Source organism: Neobacillus sp. plas4 (assembly GCF_057221695.1).
Genome location: NZ_CM170152.1, coordinates 4,043,701 through 4,056,774 on the forward strand (window position 1 = coordinate 4,043,701; position 13,074 = coordinate 4,056,774).

Below are 13,074 nucleotides of genomic sequence, written 5' to 3' on the forward strand. Positions count from 1 at the left end.
TAAAGAATCCGTATAAGTTACTACTCTTCATCAATGCCCTTCACTTATTGATTTTTATATTAAACCATTTTGAATCTTATTGTCAACACTAATTATTAGAAAATTCAATTTAGGTGAGCTTTTTTTTATTCCATTTAAAGGATTGTTATTAGATAGTTATTTTAAAATAAAGATGTCAATATTAACGTTAGCACATCATTATGAAGGCGGGGAAAGAAGATCATGGATTTTACAGAACGATTATTCCCGGATTCAGAGGTGAGAAACAAATCTTCCTCAGCTGGAAAAAAGAAAAAAACAGGTGAGTTATCTAAACAAAAGTGGGCGATTCTCTCGCTTTCATCTATTCCATTAGTTATGACACTTGGCAATTCGATGTTAATACCAGTACTGCCTTCAATGGAAAAAGAATTATCCATCACTGCCTTCCAAACGAGCATGATTATAACGGTTTATTCCATCGTTGCCATTTTCTTAATCCCAGTTGCAGGGTATTTATCAGATCATATTGGAAGGAAAAAGGTTATTATCCCCAGTCTAATTATAGCTGGAATTGGCGGTTTAATTTCTGGATGGGCCGCTTGGAAGTTGGAAAACGCCTATTGGGTAATATTAGCCGGACGTGCGCTCCAAGGTGTGGGAGCAGCTGGAGCTATGCCAATTGTACTCCCTTTGGTTGGCGATATGTTTAAAAATGAAGATGATGTCAGCAGTTGTCTAGGATTAATTGAAACCTCGAATACTTTCGGCAAAGTTCTAAGCCCGATTTTGGGCTCCTTACTAGCAGGTTTTTTTTGGTTTTTACCGTTCTTTTCATTTCCAGTCTTTTGTACAATATCGGTCATAATGGTAATGTTGTTGGTTAAAAGTCCAAAGTCAAAAGCAAAAGCTATTCCATTTAAGGAATTTTTTACAAATATTAAACAAACATTTACGGAAAAAGGAAAATGGTTATATGCGATTTTTTTTATTGGCGGTATTTTAATGTTAGTTCTTTTTGGCATATTATTTTACCTTTCTGAAATCTTTGAAACTGAATATGGGATAAAAGATCTAAAAAAAGGATTGTTACTTGCACTGCCACTTGGAGCGCTTTGTTTATCATCGTTTATTGCAGGAAAAGTTATCAAGGATAACAAGGTACTAATGAAATGGCTGACTTTCGGAGGTATTGTTGCGGCAGCCCTAGCTATAGCGGCACTTTGGTTTTCAATTAAACTTTGGTTTATGCTAAGTATGTTTCTTATAGCCGGGATCGGTATCGGGATTGGTCTGCCGTGTCTAGATGCCTTAATTACGGCAGGAATCGAGAAAGAGGAGCGAGGAACAATTTCCTCTATATATAGCTCGATGAGATTTATCGGAGTTGCAGCCGGCCCTCCGATTATTGCGTTGTTAATGAAACAGGATAATTATTGGATTTTCATTACGCTCAGCGGCCTAAGTATTATAGCAGCATTTGTGGCAATATTCGCAATCAAGCCCAGTGAGAAAAAAGCACATTAAAACGAGCGCTGGGCACTTTCCCAGCGCTTTATGTTCATTTGAAAACTATGTGTTTGGTTTCGATTTTTTAGCTTTTTTGTTTTGTGGAGTCATTTCATTTGCAAATTCTTCGCTCAAAAGGCTTTTGGCACTTTGTAAACCAGATTTTGTTTTAATATTCCGTTTCGTCAATATTCTCACCACCCAATATCAAGATGGCTATAATTTAACCAAATGGAACAAAATCATGCGAAAAATACTAATACGGACTCAACCAATCGGGATCTCTATTCAGACATACATGGCACTTTGTTGTTTCTGCATAAAAGGAGTAAAAACTATGCCCGCAATCATGACAATTCTTTTGATAAACGTTCTCTACTCGTTCACTTTTTCCACTTATACCTGCTAAAATCTCAATCGCATTTTCCGGACAAACTTCCGCACAAGAGAGGCATCCTACACATTTATTGTTTTCAATCTGAAGGGTGCCATCCTTAAGTTGAAATACTTCTTCCTTACAGAGTGAAAAGCAAGCCTGGCACAGTGTGCATTTATCTTTGTCCAACTCTACAGAGAAAAATTGAAAATCTGGATAATATTTTGTCAGCTTCCAGTCATCCTTCTCCATCTTCCAGGAGGCTGGAGCCATCTTTTTAGCCAGTTGTTTCCCTTCTTTCTGAAAAGAACCAAAGAAGGATCTTCTGGATAACACCTCATCCCTTACCTTTTCCACAACAATAATAGGACATTCATCAAGTAATTGTAATTGTTCATTTGTATCACATAATACAGTTTCCCATGCCGTGCTCAATGGCTGCTTACTAACTTGAATCGATGTCATTCCTCTTTTTTTATAAATGAGCAGTTCTTTTATCTCAGGTGTATAGTTCGGGTCATAAACTAAGCTTCGGTTATGAAAAACCCGGTTACTGACCAATCCTTCAAGAGCTGATAATGGACAGGCAATAATGCATTCACCACACATCGTACACTTCTTTGTATCTAAGACGAGTAGATGGTCTTTTATCTCAAAGGCGTTTTGCTCACATCTTTCTATACAAAAACTGCAAGTTGATTTTCGATTTTGTACTCTGGAACATTTAGTGGAAACATTCATTTCTTCATGCATGCTTTCCAGCCATTTCACGAGGATCGACATGATATCACCAACTCATTAACTTGAAATCTTAAACTAATTTTGCATCCCTGTGCGGTGTAATTACAAGGTTTGGCTTCGTAATTGTTGCACTTGGCATTCCTTTAATTTGGCTAATGTTTCCATATTTCTTTCGAAGCTCTTCTATTGAACCATATTCAATTGCTCCCAACGGGCAAGTTGCAACACATACAGGGTCTTCACCTTTTTCCTGGAGATCGATACAAAAGTTACATTTATTCGATTTAAAAGTCTCTTTGTTATATTGAGGAGCACCATAAGGGCAAGCCTTCACACATAACTGTGTTCCAACACAAATTTCCTTATCAATCGTAACAACCCCATTTTCATCCCTCTTAGTAATCGCACCTGTTGGACAGCTTAGAACGCAGACTGGCTGCTCACAATGATTGCATGAAATGGAAAAATAAAACGACATTACATTATGAACAATCCCTCCAGTTGGCTGCTGCATATAGGTCCCTTCCTCTTTCGTGTAAACCCTGCGATAGTTGATTCCAACTTTTGTATTGTTTTTATCTTTACATGCTACACTGCATGCCTTACATCCTTGGCAAATGCTCTGATTGATATAAAATCCTATTTGGACCAAGATTGTCACTCCCTACGCTTTTTTCACTTCAACAAGGTTTGTTAATTGTGGATTTGATTTTGCAAGTGGTGTTGGTCTCTGCGAGGTTAACACGTTTACCGATCCCCTTTGGTCAGCACCTGACTTATCAGGTGTATACCAAGCCCCCTGAGGGATACCTGCCACTCCTGGAGTGATACGTGCAGTAACCTTCACATCGATAAACAAACTGCCTCTCTCATTAAATACATTAACTCTATCTCCATCCTTTATCCCACGCTTCTCAGCATCTTTAGGATTTAACCACATTTCTTGCTTGGCAGCTTCCTCAAGCCACGGCATATTATCATAGGTAGAATGACATCTGCGCTTATAATGCCAACTAATTAGCTGCAATGGGTATTTCTCAATTAATGGATCCTCTGGTCCTTCCCAGGAAGGAATATATTTTGCGATAGCTGGAATTTCTTCATGTTGGTTCATGTCCCATAATTTCTTTGAGAACAGTTCAATTTTGCCTGAAGGTGTCTCAAAAGGATTGTTCTCAATGTCATCTATTTGGGCCTTAAAGCCGACTAGCGGCTCATCATATGTAAAATGGTGAACCCCTTTTTTTCGAAATTCCTCAAAAGTTGGAAAGGCAGGATCTAGTTCTTTTCTTGTTCTTTCTACACTTTCTTTTACCAAATCGAGAATGGTTCTGCCCTCAGTATATTGCTCCTTAACACCTAGTTTTTCAGCCACTTCTGCAAACACATCATATTCGTCTCTGCATTCATAGAGGGGATCTATGGTTTTATCACCAAAAACTACGTAATCTCCAAAACACCACGGTACACCGATATCATATCGTTCAAAGAAAGTTGTTCCGGGAAGGATGATATCTGCATATTTCGCACTCGGAGTCATAAAGAGATCACTGACAACAACAAATTCTACTTTACTCTCATCCTCCAAAAGCTGTTTCGTTTTATTAATATCTGCATGCTGATTAATAAGCATATTTCCAGCCATATTAAAAATCAGCTTTATATTCGTTGATAATTTTTCGGTTCCTTGCAGCCCATCCGCTGCTGTCATTTCTGTTCCGTGTTCTACTGCTTTTGTCCAGAGGAAACAAGGGATTGAAGCCTTTACTGGGTTTTCATAAGATATAGGATAAACAATGTTCGAACGGTTCCAATAACCTGTTCCTGCAGCCCAGCCGCCTAACTTTCCAACATTACCTGTTAAACAAGCCAGCTGAGCACCACCGCGCATGAATTGCTCACCGTATGCCTGGCGTTGTGCTGCCCAGCCTTGTATTAGTGCAGCTGGTTTAATGGCTGCATAATTTCTTGCAATTTCGCGTATTTTTTCTGCAGGAACTCCGCAAATTTTTTCTGCCCACTCCGGTGTTTTAGCCACCCCATCTTTCTCACCTAATAGGTAGCTTTTCAAGCACTCTTCCTTTGCTACTCCTTCAGGCATATGTTCACCGTCAAACCCTACACAGTACTTGTCAAGAAAAGCTTGATCATGTAAGTTTTCTGTGACGATTACATAACCCAGCGCATCCATCATTGCATTATCCGTTGTCGGTTTTATCGGTATCCATTCATCTGCATAAGTTATTGCTGTATCCGTATATCTAGGGTCAATAACGACTATTTTTGCTCCATTTTTCTTTGCTTGCAGTAAATATTCACGATAGGGGGTTGAGAAGATCATTTCGGATGGATTTTGCCCCCATAAAATAATGTATTTTGAATGAAGCAAGGAATCGAAACTGCTGCCAGAATTATTGGTTCCATAGGTGTATGGTGTCGCAACGTTTCCTGCCCCGGAACTGTAATCATTTCGAAAGTTGAGGAAACCACCGGTGACGGATAACAACTTTCTTACTGCTGTACTGCCGCCATGCAGCCCCCAGCACTGACCTGATGAGTAGTTATCATATCTTGATTCAGGGCCATATTTATCCCCGATCCGTTTCACCTCAGAAGCGATAGTTTCTACAGCCTCTTCCCATGAAATTCTTTTAAACTTTCCTTCACCTCGTTTTCCGACACGTTTCATAGGATACTTAAGGCGATCCGGATGATAGAGAAGATTTCGATAGTTCCTGCCACGTACACATGCTCTGAGTGGGGGAATCGATGGATCACTGCTATCCTGTGTATCTGTCGCCACTCGTACTACAACTCCGTCTTTTACATAAGCCTTTATGACACAACGACCACCACAGTTATTAACACTACAGGTAGAAACAACCCTATCCCAATCACTTGCACTAGCCGCTTTCTCAACCTTTTGCTTATCTATCAATAATTTGGTCCCTACACCGCCGGCGATAACCGGAACACCAATTGCCCCAGACCATTTTAAAAAGGTCCTGCGCTGCATTTTATTTTTCAATACATTTTTTAAAGGACTGCCCTCAGACATATCTTAATGCCTCCGTTTCCTGCTTTAGTTTGTAAAAACGATTGGAACTCAGTATGGAACAGCTCTTATGTAGTTTTACATACATATATACCCTTCTACCATTGTGAATAATTTCACATAATTATTCTTTGGTCCACTTCTTCATTTCCTTCCGCTCTTATAATTCAATTTTAATGTAAAGTTCTTAAATAAATATTAAATTTCAGATCGTTCACATTTATTTCATATGTATTATCCATAATTTGATAACATTTATAGCTGAATCGTGTCATTTATTTCTAGTAATGCTCGAAATATGTATATAATATAAAAGGAAAATATTTTGAAGAGGATGATTTCATTGAACATTACTGGCCATACAGTTGAAAAACTTGTAGATCCATTTGGTTTATTAAGCGGTGACCGCTTTGAATTTTTTATAGACATTGAGGTAGACGAAGAGGATGAACTCTATACTGATAAAGGAATTGGTATAAGGGTACTTTTTGTAGTGGATGATAATGGTTCAAAAATTTCTAACTATCATCTTTATGAAAGAGGAACCGACAAGGTCTTAGACTTTGAACTGGAAGAAGATGAAGAATTGTTAGTGTTTAATTATTGTAATGAAAACATTGATATATAAGAAAAAGCAGGGGAATCCCCCTGCTTTTCTTATTTATTACATAAAGTTTTTACTATGATTATGAATTACCGCTAATTCTTTTGTGGTAAGACTCATTTCACTTTTGCATATTGGACAGAGGGGCACTTCAGTGCTCTTAAAATTGTCACGAATCCAGCATTTACAGCTTTCTGAATTACATTTCCAAATTTTAGTTTCTTCTAGCTTAATTTCTTCATCATTTCTTCTACCAAACGCCAAAATGATCACCCCTTGTACGATTTGCAAAACTGTTTCTTGACACCTTGATCAAGATGTGAGGAAAAAAATCATCTTTTTATTAAGCTCTTTTCTTAAATTACGAAAACAGCCATTTATAAAGATAAAAAGGTGATGCCTTTTCCTTGCACCACCATTTTATTTTTCAAATTAAGCTTTAACAACGTTAGCAGCTTGTGGTCCACGAGCGCCTTCAACGATTTCGAAAGAAACAGATTGACCTTCTTCTAAAGATTTGAAACCTTCTGATTGGATAGCAGAGAAGTGTACGAATACATCTTGACCGCCTTCAGCTTCGATAAATCCAAAACCTTTTTCTGCATTAAACCATTTTACTTTACCGTTATTCATGAGTAGTACCCCCAAAGATTTGTTCACTTTAAGTTTATAACCATTTAAAAAATCAAAAAGCCGCAATGCACTTCCAGGTAATAGACATCACCAACGTTATGTGCAGTTACGACTACTTAAACTTAAAACCTATTTTAAACGAACTTAAAAGCGTACCTTAATCATAACCTTTATTTCTCTAAAAGTCAATTAAATTTACAGTATAGCATACTAGCAGTCAACTATATATATTATTACATTATTTTTTTTCAAAATTACCTTGTAAAAAAATTTCCATGAAATTGGAAACAAATTTCTGAAAATCTGCTTCCATCCCAATAAAATCTAAGGTTTCCGAAGGTTCTTCAGCTGGCTTCGGGCGAAAATCTGCAATACTTTTTCCTTTGGAATTTCCAAACTCCTCCACTCTTACTCTTTTAGGAATATACTTAAACAATTCAGGATTCGTAATAGCCATTAAAGGAACAACATCATGTAATGGCGCACCCTGAAGCCCCGGGATATTTTTTTGGTAGGCCTTAAAATAATAATCAAAGGCAGGTTTCAATAATGGCCTAAAGGGGGTCGGACTATTTTCACCAAGATAATTCATCACTTCCGACGTGATAATGGCTTTATTCGTAATATTTAATGGATATAAAAAAACATTGTAAGCTTTCTCCATGACGATTTTGGCTGCAATTGGATCGGAAAAGAAGTTCGCTTCAGCCTCTGCTGAAATATTACCTGGAACTAAAAAAGCGCCACCCATAATATAAAAAGCAGTGACATCTTTTAAAGCGTCATCCCCAAATACGATAAACACGAGTGCCAGTTCTGTTAATCTGCCAATATTCACAATAATAAGTCTGCCTGCATATTCATTAACGATTTCTAATATTTTCGTAAAATCATGTACCTTTACATTTTGCAATGTATCTGGCGGCTTAATTGGACCCAATCCCTCTGGTCCATGAATTTCCGGATAATACTGAACAGGTTCACCTGATAAGGGGCCAGCAGCTCCTGCTATGATTGGAATATCCTCTCTCCCTGCTAGGCTTAATAAGTAGGCAGTATTTTTTACAGATTTCTCTCTCGGTGTGTTTCCGTATCCACTTACAATACCAACAAGATCAATATCTGGGTTCATTAATGCATACATAATAGCAAAGGAATCATCTATTCCAGGATCCGCAAACAAAAGCACATGATAAGCCATTGTCTCTCCCCCGTACCTTTACAAATTTTGTATTCTCCCATAATTTTATGCTAAGGATTAGTTTGTAAGTACTATCGATGCTTAATACTCAAATAAACCGACTCGATTAAATCGAATCGGTTGTTGTTAGTTATGCTTCTTTTTTCACTCTTGGTGCAGCTTTTTTTCTTGGTGCTGCAGGTTTTTTTGCTGTTGTTGTTTTTAATGCAGGTTCTTTCCTTAAAGCAGTTCCTTTTTTTACCGTTGTTTCCATACTTGGCTTTGTACGGTCAATAGATGCCTGAAGGGCGGCCATTAAATCAGTAACATTCGATGGTGTCTCTCTTGCAACAGGTGTAACAGTTTCTTGGCCTTGTCGTTTGGATTCAATTAACTCTAATAATGCAGTTCGATATTCATCGGTATATTTTTCAGGTTCAAATTCAGATGTTAACTGATCAATCAGCATAATAGCCGTAGATAATTCTTTCTCAGTTACCTTATCATCTGCTGGGACATTGGGTACATCCCCAGCACGGCGAACCTCGTCAGGGAAATGAATGGTTTCCATCACCAATGTATTTTCATAAACACGGATAACGGCCATTTGCTCTTTTGATCGAATAATAATTTTTGCAATCCCAACCTTCTGAGACTCCTGTAATGCCTTTCTCAGCAGGGAATATGCTTTACCTCCGCCTTCATTTGGCGACATATAATAACTGCGGTCAAAATAAATGGGATCGATTTCCTCTATTTTGACGAAATCAATGATTTCTACTGCCTTCTCTTCGTTTTCTTTCCTTAACTTTTCCAAATCTTCATGATCGAGGACAACAAATTTTCCTTTTGTATATTCATACGCCTTGACAATGTCCTCTGGTTTAACTTCCTGTTCACATGCTGTGCATATTTTTTCGTATTTAATCGGTGCATGACATTTATTATGCAAGGTCCGTAGTTTTATGTCTTTGTCTTCTGTAGCAGTATGAAGCTTTATCGGGATATTTACCAATCCAAAACTAATACTGCCTTTCCACATCGTATGCATTTGGGTATTCTCCAATCTTTTTGTTATTATTTTTGCTTTCTTTTTCAATTACATTCCTAAAAACATTTGGTAAAGGACAATATAAAGAAAAAGAAAGGAAACAAAAAAATGAAGCCGATGCTGCCAACGCTAACGTTTGATCTGACACCGAATCCTGATTGGCTGTACGAGGTTAAATACGATGGTTTTCGAGCAATTTTAAATTGGGATCACAACGGGATTACGTTAACCAGTAGAAATGATAAGCCTTTGCTGCCACAGTTCCCTGAAATAGCTGAATTTCTAAGTTCTTTTGAGGAACAATTTCAACCCTTTCTTCCTCTCCAACTTGATGGCGAATTAGTTTGGCTGGAGAATCCCTATAAAGCGAACTTTTCAAGTATTCAGGTACGCGGCAGACTTAAGGCCGCAAAGAAAATTACCGAACAAGCAGTAAAATCTCCTTGCAGACTAATGGTCTTTGATCTCCTGGTTTTGGAGGGGAAATCCCTGCTTTCTAAATCCTTTGAAAAACGAAAAGAAATGTTGCTTAAACTATTTACCGATATTGGTCTGCCCATTGAAGCAGACCCTTATAATAATTATCTGCTTCAACCAGTAAAGGCTTATCAAAATTTTTCAGAAATATGGGAAAATGTTGTTTTACATGATGGTGAGGGTATTATCGCTAAGCATAAAAGCAGCCTTTGGGAGGAAGGAAAGCGATCGTTACAGTGGTTAAAATATAAAAACTGGAAATATGTCAGCTGTTTTATTACTGCGTACGAAAAATCAAATGGATACTTTTATTTAGGTGTCTATAGAGAAGGGAAAATATATGGGATTGGACAAGTGCTGTTTGGCTTTAAACCGGATGAAAAGCAGGCACTTCAAAGTACCATTCAGCAAAATATGGTGAGTGAAGACAATCAATTCATTTATGTTGAGCCTGCTATTTGTATTGAAGTAAAATATTTAGAGCTATATGATAATCAGCTGCGGGAACCTCATTTTCACCGTTTCCGCTTTGATAGTAAACCGGATGAATGTACATATGATCAATTCATTTTTAAGCAAAAAAACTTACCTGAGGACTTGGATATTACCCATCCCGATAAGCCGCTTTGGAAAAACCGTGATATCCAAAAAGCTGATTTTATTCTGTACTTAAGGGAAATCTCTCCCTATATGCTGCCATTTTTAGAAAACCGTATCTTAACCGTGATTCGATATCCGCATGGGATGTTTGGCGAACCTTTTTATCAAAAAAACTGCCCAGATTATGCACCTGATTTTGTGAATACTTTCCAATCCGAAGGAATTGATTATATTGTTTGTAACAATTTAAAAACCTTGATATGGCTCGGCAATCAGCTGGCCATTGAATACCATATACCATTTCAAACCATTCAGAGTAAGGGTGCAAGTGAAATTGTCTTTGATTTAGACCCCCCCTCTAAAGACGCGTTTCAAATGGCGGTAAAAGCAGCATTGTTAATCAAAGAGGTTCTTGACCAATTAAATCTGATTGGATTTATCAAGACATCCGGTAATAAGGGATTGCAAATTTATCTGCCTTTGCCTGAAGACACATTTTCATTTGATGATACACGTTTATTTACCAGCTTTATTGCTGATTATTTAATTTCGAAGGATCCTGATTCATTTACCATTGAGCGAATGAAGAAAAACCGTGGAAATAGACTATATGTTGACTATGTCCAGCATAGTGAAGGAAAAACAATTGTCGCACCGTATTCAATGAGGGGAAATGACCATGCCGGGGTTGCCACCCCACTTTATTGGGAAGAAGTGGATGAGAAACTAAATCCGATAGATTTTACTATGGAAAATGCCCTAAGCCGGATTCGGAAACAAGGGGATCCTTTTAAAAATTACTTTCAAACCAAATCGATTCAAAACTTTGTACCAGTCTTGGACGTGTTAAAGGCGAATAAATAATTATTCGCCTTAGTAACTTGGATATAATTTCGAAAACTTTTTCTATAGTGATGGTATCCTTTTTCCGTGCCAATTACGGTCACTATACAATTGTAGAGTGACCGTAAACATTTACAATCCGGCTTTCCTTAGAAAAGCTTGGGCCTCTGCCTGTAATTTTTCGTAGGTCTCTTGTTCAGACATGTCTTCTTTTAAACTCACTGTGAAATGTCCACTCTTAAGGTCAACGTCAACCTGTGCTTGGTACAAGTAAGTAGCGTTTCCAATCAAGTCGATGGAGTAATTTTCTTCGCTTTCATGAACCACACATTGAACCTTACCTCCGTTATTATAAACATTGATGATGTCATCCACGTCATTTAATCCTTGGAGACATGTTACTAAGGAAGATGCCGACATCGCCGTTCCACAAGCATTTGTGAAGCCTACACCGCGTTCAAATGTATTGACATAAATGCTGCCAGGATTCAAAGCTTTCACAAAGCTGACGTTTACACCGTCCGGCAGTAAGTCATTCTGATTATTTACTTTTTCACTAATCTGTTTTTGAATATCAGACTTCAAATGTTCTGCTTCCACAATTGAAATTAAATGTGGATTCGGTACCGCTAGAGCAGAGAATTTTAATTCCTGTGAAAGCTCTGGAATTTTTTCATTTAATAAGTTCGGTTGATTTAGATTCAATGGCAAGTCTTCCAAATGAAACGATACAGGTGAAATTTCCACTTGATAAGTTGTCACGGTAGGAAAAATATCGTCTTGTTTGCTTACCTTTAAATCAGCCTTCATGGTTTCGATAATAGCTTCCTGGATTCCTCGCATTTCACAAACATATCTTGCCACTAGGCGAAGACCGTTGCCGCACATTGACGCCTCAGAACCATCTGCATTAAATATCCTCATTCTCCCAACAGCTTGATCACTTTCCATAATGAATAGAATACCATCTGCACCTAAGTCTGAATTTCGATCACATAACAGTCGAGCAAGCTCTGCCCTTTCACTTTCTGAAAAAGAATAAGCATTGGTTATTTCATCTATTAAGAGAAAATCATTTCCTGAACCATGACCTTTTATTAAATCAATTCGCATCTACGAATACCCCCGGAATAAATAAAAATATATTTTATTTATTCTATCAAATAATAAATGAGAATGACACTTTGGTTACCTCTCGATAAAATATTCATTGATCAAAAAAGACATCCTCAAAAGCTTGTCCTTTTCCGATAAGCTTTTGGAAAGCGAAAGGACTGGTGTATTTGGCTCCGGAAATCTCCCGCTCCATTCTATGGGCATCCATCCCCTTCTCAGACGTGCGACCTGCTCCTGTGACTGATTCATGACACGTTCATCCATAAAGATAGTTGAACCTTCAACTGAACCAAGGTAATGACCGGTCTCGTCAATGATTTCTTTCTTTTTTTTCAACCATGCTGCCTTATCAATTTCATAATAACCAACATATCTTTTAGTTCGATCATAGACCTCAATCTTTAAGGATTTTTGCTGTTTTATATTATAATATCCAAAAGCTTGACCATGGCTATCATAGAATGCATAAACTCTAGGTCTTTTTAATAAATGAAATCCCTTACTTCGATATTTCTTTATCATTCCTGCTTGGTGTCCATCCGGAAAGAAGAGGTGTAGGCTCGGATCTTGGTGGTTCATGAAAACAACTAGGAGGTGTCTAGCATCAAATATATTTTGATGATAACAATGAGTTTTCGACATATTGTACCCGATTGAAATAGATTGTTTCATTCTAAAAAGATAGAGTTGAAAACTAATAAAGCTGTAAACAACAAAAGGTATCGTCAAGAACATGATTTGTTTGTTCTGAAAATAATATAAATTCCCTACAGCTAATAGCATGGCGGGAACGAGTGCGACAATGCTTCCATTCAGATTAATATTGGCTGTACCACGGTAAAATTCATTTATTTTCATTTTGAAAACTCCTTATCTGCTCCTCTTGTTTTAATTCTATTAAACGAGGTCT

General features: G+C 37.6%; 13 protein-coding genes and 1 other annotated feature (1 of these 14 only partly in view). Of the genes, 3 read left to right on the top strand and 10 right to left on the bottom strand.

Annotation, left to right across the window (positions count from 1 at the left end):
- Positions 1–43: a binding site (T-box leader), on the bottom strand (it extends 207 nt beyond the left edge of the window).
- Between the two features lie 179 nt (positions 44–222).
- Positions 223–1,506 (top strand): bacillibactin exporter BcbE, encoded by a 1,284-nt coding sequence (bcbE, locus tag AC2TFD_RS20255; protein ID WP_335569749.1) that lies wholly within the window; start codon positions 223–225, stop codon positions 1,504–1,506.
- A 45-nt stretch (positions 1,507–1,551) separates the two neighbouring features.
- Here bcbE and AC2TFD_RS20260 read toward each other — a convergent pair whose 3' ends face one another.
- The 4 genes from AC2TFD_RS20260 to AC2TFD_RS20275 all read right to left on the bottom strand — a co-directional run bounded on the left by AC2TFD_RS20260 (position 1,552) and on the right by AC2TFD_RS20275 (position 5,663).
- Entirely contained in the window at positions 1,552–1,677 is a 126-nt protein-coding gene (locus tag AC2TFD_RS20260; RefSeq protein WP_335515848.1) for a hypothetical protein, read from the bottom strand.
- Positions 1,678–1,744: 67 nt separating this feature from the next.
- Positions 1,745–2,647 carry a 4Fe-4S binding protein gene (locus AC2TFD_RS20265; protein ID WP_335569748.1) on the bottom strand — a complete coding sequence of 301 codons (903 nt, stop codon included), beginning with the start codon at positions 2,645–2,647 and terminating at the stop codon, positions 1,745–1,747.
- 28 nt (positions 2,648–2,675) lie between these two features.
- Entirely contained in the window at positions 2,676–3,257 is a 582-nt protein-coding gene (locus AC2TFD_RS20270; RefSeq protein WP_335569747.1) for a DMSO/selenate family reductase complex B subunit, read from the bottom strand.
- Between the two features lie 12 nt (positions 3,258–3,269).
- A complete protein-coding gene (locus tag AC2TFD_RS20275; protein WP_484673836.1) occupies positions 3,270–5,663 on the bottom strand; it encodes a DMSO/selenate family reductase complex A subunit in 2,394 nt (797 codons plus the stop codon).
- Positions 5,664–5,994: 331 nt separating this feature from the next.
- Between AC2TFD_RS20275 and AC2TFD_RS20280 the strand changes: the two genes are divergently transcribed.
- Entirely contained in the window at positions 5,995–6,288 is a 294-nt protein-coding gene (locus AC2TFD_RS20280; protein WP_335514894.1) for a DUF6509 family protein, read from the top strand.
- Between the two features lie 36 nt (positions 6,289–6,324).
- On the opposite strand, the gene AC2TFD_RS20285 is transcribed toward AC2TFD_RS20280, so the two are convergent.
- From AC2TFD_RS20285 to ku, 4 genes are all read right to left on the bottom strand, one after another.
- A complete protein-coding gene (locus AC2TFD_RS20285; RefSeq protein WP_335514865.1) occupies positions 6,325–6,528 on the bottom strand; it encodes a cold-shock protein in 204 nt (67 codons plus the stop codon).
- 168 nt (positions 6,529–6,696) lie between these two features.
- Complete coding sequence (gene cspD, locus AC2TFD_RS20290) at positions 6,697–6,897, bottom strand: cold-shock protein CspD (RefSeq protein WP_283861127.1); 201 nt, start codon at positions 6,895–6,897, stop codon at positions 6,697–6,699.
- Positions 6,898–7,135: 238 nt separating this feature from the next.
- A complete protein-coding gene (locus AC2TFD_RS20295) occupies positions 7,136–8,098 on the bottom strand; it encodes a nucleoside hydrolase (RefSeq protein ID WP_484673837.1) in 963 nt (320 codons plus the stop codon).
- Between the two features lie 130 nt (positions 8,099–8,228).
- Positions 8,229–9,128: a non-homologous end joining protein Ku gene (ku, locus tag AC2TFD_RS20300; RefSeq protein ID WP_484673838.1), complete on the bottom strand. Its 900-nt coding sequence runs from the start codon at positions 9,126–9,128 to the stop codon at positions 8,229–8,231.
- Between the two features lie 108 nt (positions 9,129–9,236).
- Between ku and AC2TFD_RS20305 the strand changes: the two genes are divergently transcribed.
- Positions 9,237–11,069: a DNA ligase D gene (locus AC2TFD_RS20305; protein ID WP_484673839.1), complete on the top strand. Its 1,833-nt coding sequence runs from the start codon at positions 9,237–9,239 to the stop codon at positions 11,067–11,069.
- Positions 11,070–11,180: 111 nt separating this feature from the next.
- Here the strand turns inward: AC2TFD_RS20305 and dapF are convergent, their stop codons facing one another.
- Together dapF and AC2TFD_RS20315 are read right to left on the bottom strand one after the other, a co-directional pair.
- Complete coding sequence (dapF, locus tag AC2TFD_RS20310) at positions 11,181–12,161, bottom strand: diaminopimelate epimerase (RefSeq protein WP_484673840.1); 981 nt, start codon at positions 12,159–12,161, stop codon at positions 11,181–11,183.
- A 75-nt stretch (positions 12,162–12,236) separates the two neighbouring features.
- A complete protein-coding gene (locus AC2TFD_RS20315) occupies positions 12,237–13,022 on the bottom strand; it encodes a hypothetical protein (RefSeq protein WP_484673841.1) in 786 nt (261 codons plus the stop codon).
- Between the last annotated feature and the right edge of the window lie 52 nt (positions 13,023–13,074).